This window comes from Tichowtungia aerotolerans (assembly GCF_009905215.1).
Classification (GTDB): Bacteria; Verrucomicrobiota; Kiritimatiellia; order Kiritimatiellales; family Tichowtungiaceae; genus Tichowtungia; species Tichowtungia aerotolerans.
Genome location: NZ_CP047593.1, coordinates 167914 through 193379, shown reverse-complemented (window position 1 = coordinate 193379; position 25466 = coordinate 167914). Strand labels below are relative to the sequence as shown.

Sequence of the window (25466 nt, the reverse complement as noted above, 5' to 3'; positions counted from 1 at the left end):
GAGGCGTAAAGGGAATTATGGCGAAGCAACCCAATCTTATATTCATCCTGTCCGATCAGCACCGGGCTGACTGGATGGGCTGTGCGGGGGCCGGCTGGCTGGAGACTCCGAATCTGGATTCTCTGGCCGCATCCGGCGTCCGCATGGAGCGTTGTTACTGCAACAGTCCGTTGTGCGGGCCGTCCCGGATGAGCTTGCTCTCCGGGCGCCACCCGTGGCGCAATGAGATCTGGGTGAATGAAAACACGCTCTCGTCCGATGTTCCGACCTTTGCGCACGGGCTGGGTTTGGCAGGCTACCACAGTGTGCTTGCCGGACGCATGCACTTCTCGGGCCCCGACCAGCGGCATGGGTTCAATGAGCGGCTGGTTGGGGACATTACCCCGGAGTACGGCGGCGGCCCGAACGTGGAGTGGGGCTGGGTCGAGGGTGCGCAGCGTTCCGTTCAGGAAAGCCTGAATCCCGAAAAGATGGGCGAAGGCACGAACCCGGTGCTGGAGTTCGACCGGGCGGTAACCGATGCCGCCGTGGACTGTCTGCAGCAGTATGCCGCTTCCGACAGGGAGGCGCCGCTGATGCTCACCGTCGGCTGGTACGGTCCGCACAGCCCCTATGCCTGTGAGCCGGAGATGTACCAGAAGGCCCTGGACCTGGCAGACCGGCTGCCGGAAATGATTCCCCCGCCGGAAACAACTCCGCACGCGTGGGAACAGCAGTTTTTTGAGCGCAGCGGCGGGCTGGATAAAGATGCCGCATCCGCCTTAAAGGCCCGTGTCAGCTACGCCGGTATGATCATGACGCTCGACCGGATGGTCGGGCAGGTTGTCGAGGCGGCCCGTCAGCTCGACGGCGAAACAATTATTGTCTATGCCAGCGACCACGGGGACCTGATGGGCGATTACGGCTGTTTTGGAAAGCTGGCGTTTTGGGAGGGCTCCGTTGCCGTCCCCATGATCTGGAGCTCGCTTTCCGGCGACTCGATTCCCAAAGGGCAGGTGCAGGATGTGCCGGTCAGCCTGCTGGACCTTTGCCCGACGCTGCTGGAGCTCGGCGGCGCGCCCGCGCTGCCGCTGCAGGACGGCGTGAGCATACAGCCGCTTCTGGCCGGATCCGTCGATCCGGAATGGCGGGAGCGGGTGATTCTTTCCGAGCTGGAATTTCCCGGCTATCCGGTGATGCGCATGGCCCTGAAAGGGCAGAAGAAATACGCGTACTATCACAATGCCGGAGAACATTTTTATGACCTGAGTTCCGATCCGCTGGAGCAGCGCAATCGAGTGGACGATCCGGCGTGCGAAGCGGACGTATCCGCGCTGAAAGAGGCCGCATTGACCGAGTGGGATCCGGAACAGATTACGCGCAAAGCGCTCGACTCGCTGGAGGATATCCGCCTGCTGACCCGCTGGGGAAAAGAGATCGGGACGGGCCCCGGTGAGCTGTGGGGCCATTACAAGCAAGAGCGGGAGTCCTGACATGCTGGCTGCTGTTTCTTCTGCAGATAAGATCTGATGCAACCCCGTTGGGTTGCCGGTTTTTTTGAGAAAACGGTTTCGTTTTAATCGTGGAGATAAGAGATATGAGTACTGTGGGAATTGGCCTGATCGGCTGTGGAAACCGTCTGACTGAGGTGATGGCACGGGTCGTTCAGGGACACGAGGGAGTCCGGGTTACGGCGTTGTGCGATGTCAGTGACGATGCGCTGGATCTGGCCCGCCGCCGGTGTGAGTGTCCGGATGCTGTGGTTCACCAGGACTACCGGGATCTGATCAATGATCCGTCCGTCGACTGGGTGGCTGTCGGCTCGTGGAACTGTTTTCATAAAGAGCACATCCTGGCCGCGCTCGAGGCGGAGAAGCACGTGTTCAGCGAGAAGCCGCTCACGATCAATATCGAAGACTGCGCGTTGCTGAAAAAAGCTATTGAGGAGAAGAAACTCCTGTTTTCCATGGGCTTTATTTTGCGCTACGCGGAGTTCTATCGCCGAGTGAAAGCTCTGATTGAGGACGGTGTCATCGGGGAGATCGTCTCCTTCGAATTTAATGAGACACTGGATTTTAATCACGGCGGCTACATCATGCAGGACTGGCGCCGTTTCCGTGAAAACGCGGGGACTCATCTGCTCGAAAAATGCAGTCATGACTTTGATTTGGCCAATTGGCTGACCGGCAGCCTCCCGGTTCGGACGGCCAGTTTCGGCGGGCTGAGTTTCTTTACGCCCGAAAATGCCGGACTCATCAATGAGATTGAGCCGACAGAAGATGGTGTGCCTGCTTATCAGACCTGGCAGCAGATGGGGATCTACACCCGGGCCAACCGCCTGAACCCGTTTACCACGGAAAAAAATATTATCGATAACCAGGTGGTCATCCTGGAATACGCCAACGGCGTGCGGGCCACCTTCCACACCAATCTCAACACGGCGATTCCGGAGCGCCGGTTCTACCTCTGCGGCACGAAAGGAACCATTCGCGGGGATGTGATGGCCGGGCATATTGAATATCGCCGGATCGGCTTTGATCCGGGAACGGTGCATGAAAAAACGGCTTCGGGCGGACACGGCGGCGCCGACGGAATTCTGGCCGACGGCATTCGCGACTCTATGCTCAACGGAACCGTTCCGGTTGTCGGCCTGGAAGACGGGGTCAAATCCGCAGTCGCCTGTTTCGGGGTGGACAAGGCCATGGACTCCGGTCAGGTCGTTGATCTGCGCCCGATGTGGGACTTGGTCGATATTCAGCCCTGATTAATCTGTTTTAAGGGTGCTGTGGCGTGGAGGACGATCGTGATGAAGGTTGCAGTGGTGTTCAAGGGGTATGTGGCACTGGCTTTGCTGTCTGGCAGTTTTGTCTGTTCTGCGCAGGATGCTACGCCGGATGAAGGAAAGAGGTATGGCGTGTCCCGTTGGTTGGAGCCAGAGGTTAAGAGTTTTGAGGCCCAGGATAAAGCACATCCGCCGCGTCCGGGCGCGATCGTCTGTTTCGGCAGTTCAAGCATGCGCATGTGGAATGATATCCAGGAAGACCTGGCACCGTTGACGATTATTCCGCGCGGTTTCGGCGGAAGCAATATGAACGATGCGCTGATGTTTGCCGACCGGATGGTTTTGCCGTGCGAGCCCCGCGCTATTGTTCTTTACGAGGGGGACAACGATGTTGCCCAAGGCATTGGAGTTGAACGCATTGTTGATACCTTTGGCCTGTTCGTTGACAAGGTGCACAATCATTTTCCGGAATGCCGCATATACGTTTTGTCTGTAAAGCCGAGTATTAAGCGGATGAATATGTGGGCTGCAATGGAAGAGGTGAATCGTCTTCTTGCCGAGGAGTGCGATAAGGATCAGCGACTGGTTTTTGTGGATGTTGCCTCAGTCATGTTCGATGAGGATGGTGAGCCGCAAAAAGAGTTTTTTAAGCCCGATGATCTGCACATGACGAGAGAGGGCTATGCAGTCTGGCGGGATGTTCTCCGGCCGGTTCTGATGGATGCAGAACTTCAGTATGAAAATTAGCATCACTGCCGTGATGGAATAAATTACTGTTTTTGCACGAGTGAGTTGCGCGCTCATCCTTCCGATATTCTTGTGGTCTGTTTCATTTTCCGAGCTTGCAGCTCGGGATGGAACTGTTTCTCGGGCTGCACTTGTTGAAATGCCCGGCAGTCGCCGGGCGTAATTTGATCGGCCGGATGATTGCCGCTGATGAGTTGCATTGTTTCTTTCCAGAATAATATTTCTTTACATGGGTTCTGTTGTGTTTTAAAACGACACAGTTTCTATTTATAGCGCAACAGCATCTTGTGTTGAGAACGAAAGGTAGGTCATGAGTAGAGATAAAAGAAGGTATTCAGGTCCCAGTTGGTTATGGAGTCTCTTGTTTAAAGGGGCTCTTTTTTTGTGCATGTTTACCGGGGGAGTGACCTCCGCGAATGATTTTTTCATTGGAATGGGGTCAGGTCCCGGTGGTCTTTACCGCAATTCACGTTTTCACGAAAACACAATTGAGTTGTCATCGTCGCAGTGGTCAGAGGATTTTGCTTTGGAGGATGGGCAGAAGCGGCTCTATACCGCGGTCGGTTATGCGCATACCGACGGGCGCTACGCCTATGCGAGCTGGGTGACGAACGGCGTGGTGCTGGGCGGACTCTACAACAGCAATGATGCCGCACTGATCTGGAAATTTTCCGCTCCGCCGGGCAATACCTTTTCCGGGGGAACGGTTGAGGTCGATCTGACAATTATGAGCGGCGGAGCGGATAAGGCCGACTGCGGAACTGTTTTTTCGCTCGGCGTTTCTGAGAGTCTGTCGCTGAGTTCGGCGAATGACTATGTCGCCTTCAGTGATTATAACCGCACCAATTTTACCTGCAGCTGGTTTTCTGCCACCGGAGCCGACAGCCAGACACTCAGCGTCAATATTCCGGCGGGAGCCTCCAGTTTTTTTGTTGCCGTGGAACGGGGCATTCCTCCGTACCTCTACAAGCAGGCGCTGCTGGAGGGGCTGCGAGTCAATGCGCAGTTTGCGCAGACCGCGGGATTGACCATTGAAGTGGATCAGACCGAGCCGATCTGGTCGACCGGTGACGGCCTGACCCTGGATGTCACCGCCACCGGCGGAACGATCTCCTCCATCGATTGGACCTTGGTGGATCAGTTCGATGACACGGTTCATGCCTCAGGAACAGAGACGGTGGTCGGCGGCGTCGCCACGATCGATCTCTCTTCTCAGTACGCCGGGTTTTACACCCTGGATGTGGCCGATTCGGCCAATCCGCTCTCCGTGTTCGATTATCTGGACATCGTCATCCTGCGGGAGCAGGATGCCTCCCTCGGGGCGGACGATACGATTTTCGGCGCCTTCGGTTATCCCGCCTACATGGGAACCGAAGGGCAGTTTGCGGTGCCGGTTGCCGAGGACATCGACCTGATGCAGAAGATGGGCGTCAAGTGGACGGTGGTCGCCCAGGCGCAGTGGCCGAGCTGTCAGCCGGTTGAAAACGGGCCGATCGACTTCAGTTATATTCCGGCGCTTCAGACCCTCAAGGACGGCGGCCTCGAAATTATCATGACCGCCGACGGCTGCCCGAAGTGGGCCAATAACAACGCGGGCAACCGCTATCCGCCGATCCCGGCATATTACGATGAATATCAGGCGTACCACGCGGCGGTGGCCGAGGCGCTCACCAATCTGGTCACCTGGCACCAGGCGTGGAACGAGCCGAACAACAACGGCCAGCTCATGCTCAGCCCCTACACGCGCACCGGAGCCGTTGCCACGGCGAAAACCCTCGGCCGGCTGCAGAACGAAGCGGTCAAGCTCGGCAACTCAAACTCAAAATTTATCGGCGGCTGCATGGCCGGGATCTATGACAGCTGGTTCGATGACCTGCTCGAGGCGCCCAACAGCCTGATCGGTCATCAGGATGCGATCAGCACGCACCCGTACCCGGTCTGGCAGACGACCGCGAACGGCACCGGCCACCAGACGCCGCCGGAGCCGGATCTGGTTCCCCGCCTTCAGGCCGTGCAGGATGTGCTCGCGCAGCACGGGCAGCAGGAGCTGCCGACCTTCTGGACCGAGTTCGGCTGGACGCGCGGACTGGTCACCGAAGAAGAGTATGCCGGCTGGACCGCCCGCGAGCTGGTCATCATGATGAGCTTCCTGCGGGATCTGAACGTGGGCTGTATCAACCTCTTCAGCTTCCACGATCTCAAGCTCGACTACAATGTGCTGCATCGCGCGCAGGATGTCGGCGCGCAGCAGACGCGCTGCACCAAGGTGGTCGGGTCCTTTGCGACGACTGCGAGTCTGCTGGCGGGTGCGCAGCCGGTGGAGCGGTTGCGCGACTATCCCGACCCGGTTCGGCTCTATTCCTTCAAGAACCGCTCCGGCGACCTGATCTATGCCGCGTGGGCGACCGAGGATGCGGTTTATCCGTTCAGTGTGGAGCTGCCGGTTGCACCGGGTACGGCGCTGACGCAGATCAGCATGATGGGCGCTGAAGAGCAGATCTTTGCGCCTGATGGCGCCCTCGCTCTGCCGGTGAGTCATGACCCGGTCTACTGGGTGGTCAGCAACGGCGCCCCGTGGCTGGTTGATGCGCAAACCGTTTTGGTCGAGGACAACACGGGCGGTACGTCCGGCGACGGTTATGGCGACCCGGAGCCCGGCGAGCGGATCGGCCTGCAGGTGCTTGTGGAGAACCTGGATGTGTTCGGCTGCAGCAACCTCACCGCCACGCTCAGCTGCTCTGACTCCGCCGTTACGCTTGTCGATGATGAGCTGAGCTTCGGCACGCTGGCTGTCGACGAAAGCAAAACCAACGGCCTGTTCCTCGTCGACATCAGCAGCTCGGCGTCTCTTGAGCATATCGTTGATTTTACCCTGACGCTGACCGGCGACAGCCCCGGCGGGTCCGTGAGTTGGACGAATAGCTTCAGCCTCAAGCTCAAAGATATGGGCGGCACTCCCAATACCTTCCTGTTCAGCGGAGTGACATACGTGAACGGGGATCCGGTGGAAGGGCTCACGATCAACTACTCCAACTCCGTCGGCTTTGTCGGGCAGGAGATCGGGGATGAAAACGGGGCGTATTCCTTTATGGCGGGTGACGGCCTGTTTTATTACCTGACCGTTGTCTACCAGGGACAGACGAACAACACGTACCGGAAAATCCTGAGCGCGGATCGGATCGTTAATTTTTATTTCACTGTGGATGATGACGGACCGACGGTTCCTTCCCTGCAGAGCCCGTCGGACGGGCAGACGGGTCTGGTTTGGTCCGTAACGTTTGATTGGGCCGCGGCGACGGATGCGAGCGGCGTGTCCGGCTATCAGATACGGATCGATTCACTCGTCTACGATGCGGGAAGCGCAACAAGCTGTGTGAAAACGCTCAGCACGGGCGAGCATTTCTGGCAGGTGCGGGCGATCGACACCCTGGGCAATATCGGCGAGTGGAGTGCTTTCCGCTCCTTTACGGTGGCTGGCGGGTCCGGAGGGCTGACCCCGCCGGCCATGCCGGTAGTTTTTTCTGCAACTGCGGTTGATTACAGTCAGATTGACCTGAGCTGGACGGATTCCTCGGATAACGAAGACGGGTTTATCCTGAACCGCCGGGCAGCGGGGGAGAGCGTGTTTACGCAGATTGCGACACTGGGCTCGAATGTGACCAGTCATTCAGATACCGGGTTAAGTGCTGCCACGGAATATGACTATAAGTTGAAGGCCTATAACAGTGCTGGAGACAGTGGGGAAATTACAGTGACGTGTGAGACCCCGTCTACCAATGCGCCTTCGGCACCGACCGGATTCACGGCAACGGCTATGGGGCCGGATCAGATCGATCTGGGCTGGACCGATACCTCGTCGGATGAAACCGGATTCAGAATAACCCGTCAGGTTGCCGGGCAGGGCGGTTACACGCAGATCGTTTCCCTGGCAGCGGGTACGACGAGCTATTCGGATACGGGTCTGAGTGCCGAAACCCTGTATGAATACCGTGTGGTTTCGTATAACGCAAACGGGGACAGCTCGGCGGCCGAAGCTTCGGCCACGACGGCAACGAACGCTGTGCAGTTTACCTTTTCTGGAAACACCTATGTGGACTGGGAGGGGACTTCAGGGATTTCTGTCTGGTATACGGCGGAGAACAACGAGTCGGGCAGTATGATCAGCGGCACGAACGGATATTACAGCTTCCCGGTGACCGACGGGGTCATGTACTACATTCACGCAACCTATGGCGGCGTGACCAACAGCATGCAGCGCCGGATTCTGGGTGAAGACCGTGTAAACCAGTACTTCAACTTCACTCTTCCGACCAATGTCCCGGCGGCTCCGACCGGGTTGACGGCAACGGCCATGGGACCGGATCAGATCGACCTGAGTTGGACAGATAATTCGTCGGATGAAACCGGATTCAGGATTGCCTGCCAGGTTGACGGACAGGGCGGTTACACGCAGATCGTTTCCCTGGCAGCGGGCACGACAAATTATTCGAATACGGGCCTGAGTGAGGGAACCCTGTATGAATACCGTGTGGTTGCTTATAATGTGAATGGTGACAGTGCGGCGGCTGAGGCGTCGGCCACGACAACAAGTAATGCTGTGCAGTATACTTTTTCCGGGAAGACGTTTGTGAACACGGTGGGCACATCCGGTATTTCGGTTTGGTACACGGCGGAGAACGACGAATCGGGCAGCATGACCAGCGGTACGGACGGGTATTACAGCTTCCCGGTCACGGATGGTGTGATGTATTACATTCATGCCACCTATGGCGGGGTGACCAACAGCATGCAGCGCCGTATTCTTAGTGCGGATCGTGTGAACCAGAATTTCTGGTTTACCGAATAAAAAGAAGCTGGCGGGGTGAAAGCCCCGCCTGCATTCAGTTTTATAATCTGCTTTGTTTTGCTCTATTCTACTTCCCGGCTGAAGAAGCCGGGAAGTTCTATCGGGTTTTTCCCGAGGGCTTCTTCTTTGCCGAGCCAGACCTTGACTGCCGCTTCAACCGATGTTTGTGTCGGGCTGAAGGTGTTCATGTAGGTGCGGATGTACGGCATTTCATACAGTTTGTAGGGGTCGCCAAAGGACGTGACGATGGTTCTTGGGTGTGTTTGAACCACCGCCTCAATCGGTTCGCACAGGATGTTGTTGAGCCGAATGATTCCTGCCCGTCCATGTGAGCCAACGTTAATGTTGATGAACACGGCCGCGTACTGGTCTGCGACTTTAATGATATCGTCCGGGGAGGGGTTGAGCATGTGATCGACCTCGAGCCCCTCCGCGCGAAGCTCATCATCAATACTGTCAATGAATATGAACTTAGCGTCATTGCGGGGGTACTGAATGGTGATCGTGAGAACCCGATCTCCGCTGGAGAGCTTCAGGGGCAGTACGTTGTCCAGGTTCCGGACAATACGAATTGAGCTGTGTCCCAGTTTTCTGGCGGTTTCCTCGTGGGAGGCCTTTTCTTCCGCTGAAAGTTCGTAAGTGATGGCTTCCGGCGCAATTCCGACGCGGCATTTCATTTCGAGAACCCGCTGGACGGCCTCATCGAGATGCGAGGGATCCAGTTTTCCGTCCTTCAGTGCGTTTTTGATAGACGGAATATCATAATCGGGTTCGCTGAAGAGAATTACGTCATTGCCGGCATCCAGCAGACGCCAGCCGATGTCTTCAAACTTGGCATGGCTGGTCAGACCGGTCATCCGGATTGCATCGGAAACAATCAGACCTTCAAATCCAAACTCATCACGAACTACGCCGCGAAGCTGTTTTTTGCTGAGAGAGGCCGGCGGCGCACCCAGATAGGAATCGGGTTCGCCGGGATCCACAGCCGGGAGCCCGATATGGCCGGACATGATGGAACACACCCCGTTATCAATGACGCTGCGGAAGGTTTTTCCGAACGTGGCATCCCATGTGGCTCGATCAAGCGAGTTAATGCTGGTCAGAAAGTGCTGGTCGCGGTCATCAACCCCGTCGCCGGGGAAATGCTTGGCGGTGGCGGCCATCAGTCCGGCATCCTGGACTCCGCTGATGAAGGCATTGGCGTGGCGGGCGACGTGTTCTGGACAGTCTCCATAAGAACGGAAGTTGACAATCGGAGAGGCGGGGTTGACGTTGATGTCGACAATCGGGCCAAGAGTCCAGTGTACTCCCATAGCGCGGGCCTCTTTGGCGATCGCTTCTCCCATGGCGTGTGTCAGGTCCGGCTGGTCGGCGGCTCCGCAGGCCATGGTGCTGACAAACGTGGTGCACTCTTCTTTAATGACGTGCCCGGCTCCCCACAGAATATCCATTGCAACCAGTGTCGGAATCTTCGAATGCTTCCGAACGGCCTCGGTAAACTCCTTAATCTTTTTCGCCGGTCCAGGCAGAAAAAAGATACATCCGGGATGAACGGTTTCAATCAGTTGAATTACGTCTTCAACGCTTGCTGTGTAGGGGTTGAAAAACGGACAGAGAACATGAGCAATCTTCTGATCCTCACTCATGTTGTGAAGTGTTTCCTCAACCCAGCTTTTCTGCGTTGAAGTCAGTGGTTTAATCATTTTTTTACCTTTCGGTTAGTGTGCAAGTGAGAAAATCTTTTCGCTGCTGGACAGGTTTTTTTGAGTGTCTCTAATCTGAATCTGGAGAGCCGGCCCCGCAGTCCAAGTGACATCGGTTTGGTCGGGGGTGACCTTGATATTGAACCGGGTGCCTTGATAGATAAGGCTTGTTTCTATTCCGTCCCATTCCTTCGGAATTCGCGGCGAAAATTGAATGCGGTTTTCTTCCGTTCGCATGCCGAGGAATCCGAACATCAGCATCATCCAGGCTCCGCCGGAGCAGGCCAGGTGGATGCCGGAAGAGGTGTTGTTTTTGCAGTCGTCGAGGTCCATGAGCACACTCTGTTTCCAGTAGTTCAGGGCCTCTTCAGTATAGCCGATTTCAGCCGCGGTGATGCCGTGAACGCAGGGCGAGAGGCTCGACGCGTGGGTTGTGCGGGGCTCGTAGAAATCGTAGTTTGCCTTTTTCTGCTCCGGGGTGAAGCGCTCGGAGAGCGTAAAGAGCATCTGAACGACATCGGCCTGCTTGCTGACCTGCATCTGCAGCAGCGAAAGCAGGTAGACATCCTTTTTGAATTCATAGTTGCGGGGCAGGGTGCTCATGTCGACCGGATATTTGTCCAGATACTGGTCGTCCTGTTTGTAGATTCCCAGCGTTTCGCTGGTCGGTACATACATCTGCTCGGCAATCGTTTTCCATTCAGCGGTTTCTTCCTCTGTCAGCCCGATGGCTTTCTGGAGTTCCGCCAGGCGTTCCGGGCAGTGTTGTGCCATCCGGTTCAGCACGGACTGGGCGAATTCCAGCTGCCATTTAAACATCAGGTTGGTGTAGCAGTTGTTGTTGACCGGAAAGTTGTATTCGTCCGGTCCGCAAACCGTATTGATGCAGTAGCGATTGCCTTTGTTCGGCACGAAGCATCCAATGCTTGCGATGAGGCGGCATGTCTCAAAAAGCATTTCCGCGCCCTGCGCAAAGAGAAAGTCGTCGTCGCCCGTCGCCTGCCAGTAGCGGTGCAGGGCATGGGCGACATCTGCCACAATGTGATATTGAGCTGTCGAAACATACGGGTCTGCGTTGGATTCGTCGCCATTGATGGTGGACCAGGGCCACAGGGCTCCTCGGCGGCCGAGATTTTTTGCGATCCGGCGGGCGCCATCCAGCTGGCCGTAGCGGAATGCCAGCAGGGCGCGCGTGCGTTCCGGGGCCGTGTAGGTGAAAAGCGGTGCCATGAACATTTCGGTGTCCCAGAAGATCCAGCCCATATAGTTGGCTCCGGTGACGCCTGTGGCGGAAATCGACCGCTGCATGTCCATCGGGTGGTTTTGGTGCAGCTGAAAAATATTATACCGGATGGCCTGCTGGTCTTCGACGGATCCCTCGATTTTCACATCGCACTGTTCCCAAACCCGCCGCCAGTATTCGGTCTGCTCCGCGGCAAGTGTTTCGAACCCGTCTGCGGATGCCTGCCGGACATCCTCTGCCGGATCTCCTTCATCCATGCAGGAGACAAATGCCGCATGCTTTTCGAGACGGTACGGCGTGCCGGGAGTCAGGGAGAGGTCGGCTTGATAACACAGGTCGGCGTCGTTTTGTGTCCACGCATGGTTTTTTGAACAGGAGTCCGAATGGCTGAACGATGCGGAATAGCTGAGGCCGGAGTTGAGGGTCTTGAACTGCAGGGTGGCGGCATCTTTATCAATCTCTGCATTCTGCAGCGTGGTTCCGTCCAGACCGAACTGACCCGTGATGCTTTTCCCGAAAACTCTGGACTCAATGGATACATTCAGGGGGCGGTCGAGCGCTTCCAGCGTCAATTCAATGGCGGCATTGTGGCGGCGTGTCATGGAAACCAGCCTGCGGAGTGTGACCCGTACAGCTCCTTCTTCTCCGTTCCAGACGAAGGAGCGTGTCAGAATGCCGGTCTTCATGTTCAGGGTGCGGTTGTGTTCGCTGCAGTGCTCGGAAAGCACGTCGACTTTTTCGCCGCCGATAAACAGGTCGATCGGCCGCCAGTCGCAGAGGTTCAGCATCACCTGGCTTTTCGGCGGAGTGCCGTCCGGCCGGTTGGGGTAGCCCTTCGGTGAGGAGAACGCATAGATCCCGTTGATGAACATTCCCGGCTGCTCTGTTGCGTTTGGAGAGTTTTCCTCGATCGCACCGCGCAGGCCGAGAACTCCGTTGCTGAGCGCAAAAATGCTTTCCCAGTATCCGGCCTTTCCGGGAACAAACGTGTCCTCAACAACCTCCCAGGGATGGGCGCTGATGCGCGCGGGTTTTCCGATCTGCAGCAGCGTGTCCAGATCGATGTCCTTCTGATAGTCACGGACAACAGTGGGAGCATTGGGCAGGGTGGCCGGCGTGCCGACCCCAACCACCTTCATGCCGCCCTGCAGGCCCGCCTCAACACCGCTTTCGGCATCCTCAAAAACCACGCAGTTGAACGGGTGGATGCCCAGCAGTTCCGCTCCTTTTAAAAAGATTTCCGGATCCGGTTTCGGCTTTTCAATGTCGTTGCCGGTTACAACAGCGTCAAACAGCACGGTCAGGCTGAGCTTGTCGAGAATGGCTCCGGCATTCTTGCTGGACGAGCCGAGTGCGATTTTTACGCCCCGTTCGCGCAGCGCGGTGATGAACTCAACAATTCCCGGATACAGCGCGTCGGAATCGATTTGCTGAAGCAGTTCTTTGTACCGCTCATTTTTCAGGTGCGCCAGCTCCTGCTTTTTCTGAGGATCCAGTGTAACGCCGTTGTGATTCAGGATCACCTCCAGGGATGCCTCGCGGGGGATGCCCCTCAGCTGATGGTTGATCGTTTCGTTGAAGTCCCACCCCTGGGCATCGGCCATTTCTTTCCACGCCAGATAGTGGTAGTGATCGGTAAAACAGACAACGCCGTCCAGATCGAACAGTGCTGCGCGAATGGTTTGTAAATTGTTCATTTTAGCTCATTTTTTCCCAAAGGGAGGCCAGTTCCGGATAACGTTCATCCGTATCGCCGACATCCTGTTTCATTTGTTGCAATTGTTGTTTCAGCTCCTCGCGGATATCGAGGTAGGCTGGGTCGTCATAGACATTGGTCGTCTCAAACGGATCCTTTTTCAGATCGTACAGCTCAAATCCCGGATCTGTATTCTTCTGGCAGTCCGGGTGGAAGCATCCCGACGCATCGAGCACCATTCCATAGAAGAACACAAGCATGTGATCCGGCGTACGCAGGCCGTAATGCGCCGGAATCCAGTGATGCGCCATGTGCATCCAGTAACGGTAATAAACGCTTTGCCGCCAGTCCGCCGGGGCGTTCCCTTCCAGAACGCTGCAGGCATTTCGTCCCTGCATGAACTCCGGGGCTTCCAGCCCGGCGTAGTTCAGAAGGGTCGGAGCAAAGTCGACGTTGTCGACCATGTCGTGACAGACCTGGCCGGCTTTAATTTCGGCCGGGTAGCGCATTAAAAATGGCATCTGCTGCGATTCGTTGAAGATCCAGCGTTTGTCGATCTTGTCGTGCTCGCCGAGCATCATTCCCTGGTCCGACGTATAGATCACAATCGTGTTTTCTGCTTCGCCGGATTCGTCCAGCCAGTCAAGCAGACGTCCGACGTTGTCGTCGATGGAGCGCACAGTCCGCAGATAATCCTTCATATACTTCTGATACGCTTTGCGGGTGCGGGCTTTGAAATCGAGCCCCTCAAAATCAACCGGTCCGCCATTTGGATAGTTTTCCTGCTGCAGGCGTTTCAGCATGCTGACTTCCGGGCAGCGGTCGGAAACCGTGCTGCCGTACTTCCGTGAAATTTCATTCAGCGTGTCGTCATCTTCAAAAAGCGTCTCCGGCTCGGGGAGTTCAATACCGTCAAAGAGGTTTTCGTATTTGTGGTGGTATTCAAAGAAGTCGTGCGGCGCTTTGTGGTGGCAGCAGAGGAAGAACGGTTTGTCGGGGTCCCGCGAGTCATTCAGCCAGTCCAGTGACATGTCGGTAGTCAACTCTGTTACATATCCCGGCAGGCGGGTCATGACGCCGAAACCGCCGTGTTCTTTGCGCTCGTTGGGGTATGAAAACAGATCGTCTGTAATTTCATCCACAATGGTTCCCTCGGGAGCGGACTCTTCATCGGGAAAAATGAAAGAGGGATCATTATAGAACCCTTGTCCGGGCAGAACGGCCCATTGATCGAAGCCCTTCGGATGCGCACCGACATGCCATTTGCCGAACAGTGCGGTGCTGTATCCCGATTCCTGGAGAAGCTCCGGTAGGGTGGGTGTATCTGTGGTGAGAAAATCGCAGAGGGTTTTAACGCCGTTGGTATGGCTGTACTGTCCTGTAATAATCGTAGCCCGGCTGGGGGTGCAGATGGAGTTCGTGCAGTAGCAGTTTTCCAGACGGACGCCTTCGTTGCCGATCCGGTCAATATTCGGGGTGGGCGCAATGTCCGCAAAGCGGGAGCCGTATGAGCTGATCGCGTTGCTGGCGTGATCATCCGACATAATAAACAGAATGTTGGGTCTTTTCATAAATAACATCTCTCCAGTTTTCTGCATCGTAGCAACAGTTTCGTTGATATGCGAAACAGTTTTTATTTTTTCTTGCAATCCCGTGGCGGTTTGGGAAGCTGTACTCTCGCTGGTGAGCTGTGGATCGGACCTTCGATCTGGCTTTGCTGGACAGTTATGTTTCATCTGAAAGTGCATGTTTTTGGGAGAATTTAGAATGGATTCGATTAAAGCGGGCGCCCGGAAGATCGGGATGGACCGGTGGGGTTGCGTCTTTCCACTGGGGCGGTTTTTCCTTGCACGGCGAGGTCGTGAATTTATTGCGGCAGCTCTGCTTTTTTCCTGTTGCGCAGCGTTTGCAGACACTTTTCAGATCAACAGTGTCGCGGGGAGTGACGGGCGTGTGACCGAGGACGGCGCAACGGTTCCAAATTTCATGTTTGTGGGGAATGCGTTTGGAAATATTCCGGTTGCCGGGGTCACGATGTTTCAGTTACCGCCCCTGCCGCCGGGGCACAAAGTGGTGCAGGCCAACCTGTCCATGATGATGTATTGGAGATTTACTACATCATTTACATTTGGGCTGGATCTTTATGGGTTGCGTGTCGATCCGTCTCCGGCGATGGCTGCTTCTGACTTTTATCAGGGGCCATACGTGGGCGCTGCGGGGCGCACCCCGATCAGCTCCGAGTTTGTTCCGGCCGGCGGCACTGAAGGTATTTATGATCTGACCGGGCAGGCCACCGCCCAGAGCGATCTGGCGGCTTGGGTACAGGCTCAGTATGACGCCGGGGCGACCAATCAGTATATCTTTTTCTGTATCGCTGCGGATCAGGTGGCGCCGGAAGCAAAAAATTATCGCTTCCGGGCTGGAAATGACGCGGAGAATCCGCCGCTGTTGACGCTGGTTACGGAGGATCTGAGTTTCGGTCCCTGCGATTTGGTTTATCCCGACTCCGCGCCGGAGCAGCCGGCTCAAAAGCCCGGCGTCACCACGAATCTCACATTCGTCATTCAAAATGACGGCTATGATGCAACCAATGTAACCATTCAGCTGGAGAGCAACTATCCCTGGCTGACGGTTCATTCCGGATCCAATGCTGTGGCGCAGATCCTTCGCGGGGAATCCGTGACGAATCGGTTTGATGTATCCATTGCCTCCAATGCGCTGCCCGGTGTGTTTTCGGACGCATTTGCGCTTAACATGCAGGGAACCGGTACGGACGGCTCAACCAGCAATTTTTTGGTTAATGTGGAGCTGGAGGTGTTGAATACGGCATTTGCTTCGATCGATAAAACATCCCTGTCCGGTGATGTGGCGGACACCGATGTCGCCCAGTTGACGATTTCCAATACGGCCGGTTGGGCGCTGTCCTATGAACTGTCCAAAAGCGAAGCCTGGCTGCAGGTTCCGAGCGGAATTCTCAGTCTTCCGGCGGGGGCGGTCACCAATATTGCGGTGACGGCGGATGCGTCGCTCACTCCGGGGCAGGGCCAGTATACGGATACGCTTCAGGTGACCTATAACAACAACAGTTCGCAGCCTAACCCGGTGGCGTTCGAGCTCGTGTTTGATGTCGGTCCCAAAATTTCGCCGTTGCTGCTGTCGACGAATGCCATTGTGGAGGCGGGCGGCGTCAACAACCTGCCCGGAATTTACGAACCGGGCGAAATTCTCGAAATCACCGTTACCAGCACGAATGACGGGGCGATCCCGGTGAACAGCATCACGAATGCCTTGGTGTCTGAATCCGGCTGGCAGGTTGCGCCGGGCACTGACCTGTACGCCGTAATGTCGGTTGGGGACGTCACCTCGACTACGTATACGGTTATGATTCCTCTTGATGCTCCGGATGGCGAGGAAGCTTTTACGGCTAAAAATACCGCCGGCGCAACGTTCTGGGAGCTGAACTTTTCGATTTCCGTTTTTAACCGCTCGATACCCTCGCTGACTCCGGGGACGATCGATCTGAGCGTCGCCGAAGGACATTTCGCGAGCGGAGTGGTCGTTATTTCCAACAGCGGCAATGCGGCGTTCACTTTTACGGTGGACGATAATGCCAGCTGGGGCAGCATTCCGACTGGCAGCTCAGCGGCGGTTTCGCCGCGGGAGACCGGCGGGACTGTTCTGCTGCTCAACGATCCTTATCCCTCGATTCCGACGATTACGGCAGCGGAGTCCGGACAGAGTGATACCCGTGCCATTGGCTTCGCCTTCCCGTTCTACGGCAACGTCTATACCCATTTCTATGTGGATTCGAACGGCGCGATTATCCTCACCACAGAGCCCGTTTCAGGAAATATGGAAATCGCCGATAATTCCACTGGCGCGCTGCCGCTGGGCAACCGTCCGCTGATTGCCCCGTTCCGCCATGTGCAGCTGGGAATTCCGGAGGGCAGCCTGCGCACGATCCATCAGGCGGACCGGCTGGTCGTTGTGTTCGATCAGGTTACTCTGAGCGGCGTGTCGAAAGAGACCGACCTTCAATTTCAGGCGGAACTTTTCGCCAGCGGAGAGCTTAAATTCAGCTACTACAATATTTCGGAAAACCAGGCCGCGTTTGCCGCAGTCGGAGTCCAGGGTGGATCCGATCAGTTTGAAAATTTTGGGATCCTGCCGGCGGACGGAACCGCGCTGGCGCTGGCGCTGGCGGAAAACCGCTGGGTTTCTTACAGCCCGACGACCGGAGTGGTGCCGGGATTTGGTACTGCTTCGGTTGTCTTTACGGCCGACGGCACCGGGCAGGCTGCCGGGGAGTCCAGCCTCTTCAACACAACATTCAACTGGAGCAGCGGGGGCAATGATTTCGTTGATGTTCACGCCGCGGTCGTTGCCGCCGTTCCGGTGCTGGCGGTTTCGACCAATAACCTGCAGCTTTTTGCGGAGGCGGGGCAGTCGGTTGAGGGACGCTTTATGGTTTCAAACACCGGCACGGCGCCGTTGACCTATTCGATCAGTGGCGACTCCAATGCCGCGTCGAAGCAGTATGGCTTTGAAGTGTTCCTGACAAACAGCTGGGTGGACATCGCGGCCGAAACGAACCGCATTGAACTGCAGGACCCCGGCGTCAGCCCGTACATCAACGCCACGAACGAAGGGTACAGCGCGCTGCTTCCGATCGGGTTTGCTTTCCCGTTCTATGACGGCAGCTACACGGACCTGTCGGTTGGGGTTAACGGCGGGATTTCGCTGGGGGCGAGCGGCCGCATCGCGGCCGGCAATGATCTGCAGACCGCCAGTCCGAACGTGCCGGATCAGTTTGTTGCGCCGTACTGGGGATACCTTTTCATGGATGAAAATGCCGCCATTTACATGAGCGGTGATACCAACCGGCTGGTTGTCAGCTGGGAGAATATGGAGCAGGTCGGTGCGAGTTTTGGATCCGATATCAGCTTCCAGGCTTTGCTGTTTTCCGATGGATCCGTGCGGTTCAATTACCGCAATCTGAACGGAATCAGCTGGCCGGTCACGGTGGCGGGGGTGCGCTCCAGGCTCTCAAGCCTTACGCGGTTTGCCGGCGGTGTGCTGACGCTTCCTTCCGATGAGGTGGTGATCGATATCAACGGGTTCCCGCGCACCAATTATGTAAATGAAGCTGCTGCCCGGTCAGTCCGGTTGCAGCCGTCCGATGAAGAGTACTTCACGTATACGCCGGTTGAGGGAACGCTGGAGCCGGGGAGCAGTGACCGGATTTCTGTAATTGGCAACGCCGCCACCCTGATTCCATCCGGAACCAATCAGCTGGTTCGTAATGCACAGCTGGAAGTTTCGTCTGAGGATGATAATGAGAAGGACCCGGTAGAAGTTACTGTCGCACTCATTGTGACCAATAGCGCGCCCGGTTCGATGCCGATCGACTTGCTTGATGCCGATGGCGACGGCATGTCCTACGATGAAGAACTCATCGCCGGAACCGATCCGCTCCGCGCTGATTCGGTCTTTAGCGTTGCTGCCGATGGGGCGCGGGATATCAGCTGGGTCGCCGCCCCGGGGCGCGCATATACCGTCTGGTACACATTGAATCTTACAGAGGAGTTTAAGCCGCTGGAGGGAGCCGTGGGGCTCACGACCAATCGGTTCATCGACATCATTCATGTGGATGTTCCGGCCGTTTATTACAAGGTGACGGTCGATTAAGGTGCGGTGAATAAAGAGAGATTCCGCCAGCCTCCAGTGGGCGCGGATAGCAGAAGGAGTAGGGAATGAAAAGGTGCATAGGTGAGCTTATCATTGCGGGCGCAATGGCTGGCGGGTTGGCTTCCGCCGAAGTGGTGATTGCTTCGTCGACCGGCGTGTCGGATGAGAGTGATGTGGTTCTTGAAAAAGCCGTCGACTCGCTTCGGGAAGCCCCCGTTGATACTGTTCGGGCGGTTGGGGATACAGTGGATTTTGCGGCGGATGAGCTTCGCAACACGATCCATGGTGCGGCGGCGCCATTCCGCCAGAATGTCCGGGAGACAGTTCGGGCCAACCTGCTGATGGAGGTTGAGCAGGCCTGGAATGCAACGGATAAAATCCAGATGAAAACGTTTTCTGTGAAAGAAGATGTGGCTAAGGAGTTGCTCGCCGGATCCAATCCGGGGCAGGCGAAAATTGATGTACGTTCGTTCTTCAAGACGATCGACTTTCCTGAAGAGTGCGCGGCTGATTTCTGGCCCGATTTTAATCGACTGATCGTTCGTCAAACCGCCGCCGGAATGCTTCAGGTGGTCGATGTGCTCGCTGAACATCACGACGTGACCGATTATCGTCAGGTCGAGATTGAAACCCGTTTCGTAGAAGTGGAGCAGAAGGTGCTGAATGAGCTTGGTTTCAGCTGGAACTTTAATGAGGCGTGGCAGGTCTCCGGGGACTGGCTGGCAGACTTGCCGAACCAGACACTGGGCGGAACGCTGCGCACAGCGGCCAGCGCGCTGGATGCCGGCAGTGCCGGCAGCATGACGCTGACCAAAGACGGATGGCTTCCACTCGATCTGGTGATCAGTGCTCTGGAGCAGTCCGGCGGGGCCGATGTCCTGTCGGCGCCCAGCGTCACGACCCAGGACGGCGAAATGGCGGAAATCTGGGTGGGGGATCAGGAAATGATGCCGACCGCTTTTCAGGTAGGCCAGAAGGAGAGCAGTCTCTATGTAGAGTTTGATGACTGGGAAAGACAGAATCTCGGTGTTTACTTGAAGGTGACGCCGGAAGTGCTCGACGACGGCCTCATTAACCTGGACCTTCAGCCGGAAGTGATTGATTTGATCGGGTTTGATGATTATCAGATCACGCCGGGCAATGCCGAGATGATGGTTTGGGCGGGCCGCGCCGCGCCGGATATGAAGGTTCAGGGACGCTTCCCGATCCTCAATATGCCCGGAGTGATAGACACTGCCTGGAACAACATGTTCTCTACCCTTGGTGGCGAGGATCCCAACGAAGAGAGCTTCACCAGCGGTCCGAAGTATTACGATCAGGGTCGAGCCGTGACAATGGATGAATACGGCGTTCCGGTTCCGCAGTTGAATGGTTCGCTGCCGGTATTCCGGGTTCGCAAGCTGGAAAGCAACCTGACGGTTGCCGATGGCAGTACGGTCGGCATGGGCGGGCTGATTTATGAAAAGCTCGAAACCTACAAAGATAAGGTTCCAGTGCTGGGGTCCATTCCGTTCGTCGGACGCCTGTTTCGCTCAGAAGGCGAGCGCAGCGTGAAGCGCAACCTGATGATTTTTGCAACCGCAACTCAGGTGGATGTAAATGGACGCCGTTCATCCCAAATTGACTAACCCGTTTTAGAGGAGAAATAATCATGAAAAATCAAACCACAATCGCAGCAATCCTCTTGGCTGCCGCCTGCTTCACGCAGGCTGAAGAGTCTGTTGCGGGCATTGCTGACAATTTGGCTTCGACAAGCCCTGCGACCGAGCCGGCAGCGTCTGAGGCTGTTCAGCAGAAACAGACTGAGCTGACACCGGCACAAATTGAAAAGCTGTCCGATGAAAGTATGCGCCTGTATGCCGAAGGGGATTACCTTCAGGCGGCTGCCGGGTTCGAAAAGATTCTCGAAACCATGCCGGCGCATGCGCTGTCGCGCTATTTTTTGAGCCGTATTAACGCCCGGCTTCGGCGCAATGCTGAAGACGATGCGATCCAAACAGTGGAGCAGGCCTGGAACGGAATGATCCTGCGCAACTATCCGCTGACGGATGAGACGATTCAGAAGCTGAAACTGTCGGATGCCGATGAGGCGGTAGATGTTTCCAGTCTGTTTGAGCCGCTTGTCTTTGAGGATGGAGCTTATGCGGTCTACCGTCCGAAGCTGAAAAAGATTGTTGTCTGCAACACCAAAGATACGATTGAAGAGCTGGAGCAGCTTCTGGCGGCCCTCGAGGCGCCGCTGGATGGCCGCAAAGGACAGATCGAAATCGAAACCCGGTTTATTGAATTCGCCGAAGGCGCGCTCGAAGAGCTGGGTTTTGAGTGGTCCGACGTGCAGGACTCTTCTGCCCAGTCGCTGGCGGATGACTGGAGCGTCAAAGACGGAGAATCCCTTTTTGCCGGAGCTCTGCGCACCACCGGTGACGCCGGCGTGTTTGACAAGCCCGGGGCCTTAGGTCTTGGAGTTGACGGCGAGAGCGGTGACTGGACTGCGAGCCGCTTGGTTGACGGCTTTAATGATCAGGCTGGGGAACTTAAGATTACTGGTGATATTGGTAACGATCTGGATCTGCTGGTTCGTGCCATTGATCAGACTTCCGGAGCGGATGTTTTGTCGGCTCCCCGAGTGGTGACCCGTTCCGGGCAGTCTGCGTTGATCCAGGTGGGACAGCGGCACTATTTCCCGGAAGTCTTTGAAGTGGGTGCCAGCGGCGGGACGATCGTGTATGCCGATTATCAGGATTTTGAGGAGTCTCTGATGGGGGTTGAGCTGGAGGTTAAACCGAAGCTGATCGAAAGTGATTTGATCGAAATGGATCTCAATCCGGTTGTTAAAGATCTGGTCGGATGGCGCAATTATGAAGTGGCTCCGGCTGATTCGTCCTACACGTGGTATCAGTATCGCATTGGGATGACGTATGAGCATGACGCGATTCGTGCGCGCCTGCCGATTTTCCGTCAGCGTGAAATCAAAACACGTGTGACCATCAAGGACGGCAGCACGATTGGCATGGGCGGATTAATCAGCGAGAAAACGGAAAGCTTTAGCGATCGGGTTCCGGTTTTAGGAAGTGTTCCCTTGATTGGCCGGTTATTCCGGTCCGAAGGCGAGCGCAGCGTGAAGCGCAATTTGATGATTCTTGTTTCGGCCCGCAAGGTGATGCCGAATGGGAGGCTTGTTCAGAGTGCTCCCTGAGCATTTTGAATGAGATCAAAAAATGAACCCTTACATACGCGAACCTTCGGGTTCGCGTTTTTTGTTGCCGAGAGGGGATGCCGGGGAAATGTTGTTCTGTGCGCTTAAAAAATTCCCGGTCGATTTGATTGATCACCCTGTTTCAGAAGTAGGCCATTCTTAATGGCATGTTTGGCGGTTGTTATGGGTCATGCCGGCTTTGAGTTCCGATTGGTACAGCACAGCTTAATGAGCGTGCGCTCGAGGTCGGAGTAGGTGACCGTTGTTCTTTTGATAGACGTTTTCTTCATCGGGTTGAATCCGGAGAACTCAGGCCGACCGCCACTTAATAAAATAATTAAAAATTGAATTGTGACTGACCGGTCAGTTTTGTAGCTTTCTCGGCATGACCCGGGAACGAAAAAAACAGCAGAAGCGCGATGCAATCCTGAAGGCGGCTCACGCGGAGTTCACGGCGCGGCGTTTTGATGAAGTAAAACTGGATGATATTGCGGCACGGGCCGGAGTCGGCAAAGGGACTTTGTATCTCTACTTTGAAAACAAAGAAGACCTGTTTGTTCAAATGGCAATTGATGGCGTCGCAGAGATGTCAGAGCGCATGCGGGAGATCGCAGCGATGAACATTTCTTTCCACGAACGGTTTCTGTGTTTCGGGCGGGAGGTCGCCGTATTTATTGAAAGACGTTCTGTCATGTTCCGACTGATGAACCAGACCGGTTCGGAAATAATTCAAAAAGCATTTATGCAGCAGCACAAACAGCTGGTCCGCGCGGCGCGCAGCCTGATTCAGGCTGGAATCGATGAGAGGGCTTTGCGGGATGATTTTACGGTGGCAGATCTGCACTGCAGCCTGATTGGGCCTCTTCTTTTCCGATCCCGGCTTAACCGGTTTAATCATGACAACATCGAAGTGGAATCGCTGCTTGAGCTGTTCTGGTCCGCAGCTGCTGTACGGAGATAGATGATGAAAAAAATGCATTCCGGTTTATTACTTTTTGCGGCAGCGTTTGCGGTGTTCGCCTGTTCTTCGTGCACCATACTGTTCGGCCCGGATGAACGCGAAACCATGATGCTGCCAGATGAATATCGTCAGGCCGTCGACAGCGCGGCGGTTCCAAATGCATGGTGGACGGCGTTTGATGATGCACAGATGACCCGCTTGATGGAGCGGGCGCTCGGCGGGAACCTGACCATCGAGCAGGCTGCCGCCCGGTTGCGGCAGGCCGAAGCCGCTGTGATGAAAAGCGGTGCGGATCGTTTTCCGTCTCTGGATGCAACTGGTGATGCGCAAACGCGATATACCCATACAGCCGGTGCCGGAACGTCGACGGCGGACGATTTTTCACTGGGACTGGAAGTTTCCCGCTATGAGTTTGACCTGTGGGGGCGGGTGGCGTCCGGCCATCGTGCGGCATTGGCCGGTCTGGACGCCAGCCGGTTCAGCCTGGAAACCGCGGCCATGACGATCTCCGCCGAAACGGCATCGGCTTATTTCCAATGGCTGTACCTGAATCAGCGCCTGGCGGTTCTGGAAAAACAGCTGACGGTAAATCGTAAAATGCTTTCCGTGGTTGGAAAACGGTTCCAGACCTCCAGTGCGGATGCGCTGGATGTACTGCAGCGGCGTCAGCAGGTGATTGCGGCCGAGGCGGCGCTGCCGCCGGTGCGCGCTTCGTTGGCTGCCGCCTATAACCGGCTGGCTATTCTGGTCGGTGAGCCGCCGCAGACCGATCTGGCACTGGAAGCGAAAGCGCTGCCGGCTCTTCCTGAACGACCGGACTCGGGTATTCCGGCGGACCTTCTGGCCCGGCGCCCGGATCTTCAGAGAGAGTGGGCGCTGCTGGCTGCTGCCGATTGGAATGTAAGCGCGGCTCGCGCGGCCCGTATGCCTGCAATCCGGCTGACCGGCACCCTTACAACATCGAATTCCGACACGGATCGGCTTTTTGATAACTGGATTGGAAATCTGCTGGCCGGACTGACGATGCCGCTGATCGACGGCGGGTCCCTGCGTGCGGATGTTGCCAGAACCCGCGCCGCCGCAGATGAACAGCTGGCAGCCTATCGTGAAGCGGTGCTGGGTGCGCTCGGCGAAGTGGAGGATGCTCTTTCTGCGGAAACCCATCAGCAGGAGTATGTGAATACGCTGGGCCGACAGTTTGAGGCCGCACAGCAGACCGCCACAGAGGCATACCGTCGCTATACCCGCGGGCTGGAAACCTATTTTGAAGCTCTGGCGGCAGAGACGTCGCGCCAGAATCTGGAAGTGAGTGTGCTGACGGCGGAATACGAACTGCTGGGTGATCGAATTCAGTTGTACCGCTCGCTCGGCGGCGACTGGGGTGCGGTCCTCGAAACGGTTTCCCAAGGAGAAAATGATGAACGATAGACGGTGGCTGACAACAGGAATCGGGATCTTACTGCTGATCATTGCAATGATCGCTGCGTGGACATTTGTGAAAACCCGTCCGAAGGCTGAGCGCAAGAAGATGTCTTCCATGGTGCCGGTGGTGGAAGTGTGTGCGGTTGAGTCATCAACCCGGCCGGTGCGGGTTGATGCCCTTGGAACGGTGATTGCCGATGCCGCGGTTTCGCTGCAGGCGGAGGTGAGCGGGCGGGTCCTGAAGGTCTATCCGGATTTAGTGGAAGGCGCGTTTGTTCGCAAGGGCGATGTGCTGATCGAGGTGGATCCCTGCGATTATGAACTGGCTGTGAAGCGGGCAGAGGCGGCTCTTCAGAGTGCGAAGAGCAGTCTGCGTCTGGAAGAAGGCCAGCAGGCGGTCGCTCTTCATGAAATGGAGCTGATCAGTTCCGTGGAGGACGTGGACGAGGCGTATCGCGATCTGATGCTGCGCGAGCCTCAGCTGCAGGCGGCCATGGCTGCCGTATCCAGTGCTGAAGCGGCCCTGGACAGTGCCCTGGTTGATTTGGAACGAACCAAAATCCGCGCGCCGTTTGATGCGGTCATTCAGTCGGTGAGTGTGGATGTCGGCGATCAGGCTCAGACCGGACGGTCGCTGGTGGAGCTTGCTGGGGCGGCGCGGTTTTATGTCCGGGTTTCTCTGCCGGTCAGCAATCTGAAGTATTTTCCGAATCTGGATACAGTCGGTTATTCTGCAGAGATTGCTTTGAGCGATGGCTCGGTCCGGTCCGGTATCCTTTATAAGCTGCAGCCGGAACTGACCGCGCAGGGGCGGATGGCCCAGTTACTGGTGACGGTTGACCAGCCTTTGTCGGGACCGCGACCGATGCTGATAGGAGAAACCGTGCGGGTTGATCTCGTGGGCCGCGAGGAGCGTGATGTCTGTCTGATCAGTCGCAGGCACCTGCGTAACAACTCCACGGTCTGGATGATGGATACAGAAGGACATCTTCATATTTGTCCGGCCAAGGTGATTCAGGGGTATTCCGATCAGGTGCTGGTGCGGTTCGAATTTTCCAGGGATTGGAAGCTGGTGACTTCAAACATACAGGCTCCGGTTGACGGTATGCAGCTCAAGACCGTCGATGAATCTGCCCCGGCAGATGAAAACAAACCGGAGAAAGATGCCAATGGATGAGTTCCGACTGGTTTGCCGGTTCAAAA

13 protein-coding genes are annotated in these 25466 nt (G+C 56.2%); 10 read left to right on the top strand and 3 right to left on the bottom strand.

Annotation, left to right across the window (positions count from 1 at the left end; genetic code table 11):
* Window positions 1–17: 17 nt before the first annotated feature.
* The 4 genes from GT409_RS00725 to GT409_RS00710 all read left to right on the top strand — a co-directional run bounded on the left by GT409_RS00725 (window position 18) and on the right by GT409_RS00710 (window position 8354).
* A complete protein-coding gene (locus GT409_RS00725; RefSeq protein ID WP_160626067.1) occupies window positions 18–1472 on the top strand; it encodes a sulfatase-like hydrolase/transferase in 1455 nt (484 codons plus the stop codon).
* A 104-nt stretch (window positions 1473–1576) separates the two neighbouring features.
* Complete coding sequence (locus GT409_RS00720; RefSeq protein WP_160626066.1) at window positions 1577–2743, top strand: Gfo/Idh/MocA family protein; 1167 nt, start codon at window positions 1577–1579, stop codon at window positions 2741–2743.
* Between the two features lie 42 nt (window positions 2744–2785).
* A complete protein-coding gene (locus GT409_RS00715) occupies window positions 2786–3508 on the top strand; it encodes an SGNH/GDSL hydrolase family protein (protein WP_233231634.1) in 723 nt (240 codons plus the stop codon).
* Window positions 3509–3896: 388 nt separating this feature from the next.
* Entirely contained in the window at window positions 3897–8354 is a 4458-nt protein-coding gene (locus GT409_RS00710) for a fibronectin type III domain-containing protein (RefSeq protein WP_160626064.1), read from the top strand.
* A 62-nt stretch (window positions 8355–8416) separates the two neighbouring features.
* Here GT409_RS00710 and GT409_RS00705 read toward each other — a convergent pair whose 3' ends face one another.
* Genes GT409_RS00705 through GT409_RS00695 form a run of 3 tightly spaced genes read right to left on the bottom strand, consistent with a single transcriptional unit; the run spans window position 8417 to window position 14567 of the window.
* Window positions 8417–10057, bottom strand: coding sequence for a glycoside hydrolase family 3 protein (locus GT409_RS00705; RefSeq protein WP_160626063.1), 1641 nt, complete (start codon window positions 10055–10057; stop codon window positions 8417–8419).
* A 15-nt stretch (window positions 10058–10072) separates the two neighbouring features.
* Window positions 10073–12997: a beta-phosphoglucomutase gene (pgmB, locus tag GT409_RS00700; protein WP_160626062.1), complete on the bottom strand. Its 2925-nt coding sequence runs from the start codon at window positions 12995–12997 to the stop codon at window positions 10073–10075.
* A gap of 1 nt (window position 12998) precedes the next feature.
* Window positions 12999–14567 (bottom strand): sulfatase family protein, encoded by a 1569-nt coding sequence (locus GT409_RS00695; protein ID WP_233231581.1) that lies wholly within the window; start codon window positions 14565–14567, stop codon window positions 12999–13001.
* Window positions 14568–14763: 196 nt separating this feature from the next.
* Here GT409_RS00695 and GT409_RS00690 point away from each other — a divergent pair, with 196 nt between their 5' ends.
* The 6 genes from GT409_RS00690 (at window position 14764) to GT409_RS00665 (ending at window position 25440) form a co-directional block, all read left to right on the top strand.
* The gene (locus GT409_RS00690; protein ID WP_160626060.1) at window positions 14764–18684 is read left to right on the top strand and encodes a hypothetical protein; all 3921 of its coding nucleotides are present in this window, start codon (window positions 14764–14766) and stop codon (window positions 18682–18684) included.
* A 65-nt stretch (window positions 18685–18749) separates the two neighbouring features.
* A complete protein-coding gene (locus GT409_RS00685) occupies window positions 18750–20312 on the top strand; it encodes a type II secretion system protein GspD (RefSeq protein WP_160626059.1) in 1563 nt (520 codons plus the stop codon).
* A 23-nt stretch (window positions 20313–20335) separates the two neighbouring features.
* A complete protein-coding gene (locus tag GT409_RS00680; protein WP_160626058.1) occupies window positions 20336–21880 on the top strand; it encodes a type II secretion system protein GspD in 1545 nt (514 codons plus the stop codon).
* 385 nt (window positions 21881–22265) lie between these two features.
* A complete protein-coding gene (locus GT409_RS00675; RefSeq protein WP_160626057.1) occupies window positions 22266–22841 on the top strand; it encodes a TetR/AcrR family transcriptional regulator in 576 nt (191 codons plus the stop codon).
* Window positions 22842–24269, top strand: coding sequence for an efflux transporter outer membrane subunit (locus GT409_RS00670; RefSeq protein ID WP_160626056.1), 1428 nt, complete (start codon window positions 22842–22844; stop codon window positions 24267–24269).
* Complete coding sequence (locus GT409_RS00665) at window positions 24256–25440, top strand: efflux RND transporter periplasmic adaptor subunit (protein ID WP_160626055.1); 1185 nt, start codon at window positions 24256–24258, stop codon at window positions 25438–25440. Before GT409_RS00670 ends, GT409_RS00665 begins: the two co-directional genes overlap by 14 nt.
* Window positions 25441–25466 lie beyond the last annotated feature (26 nt).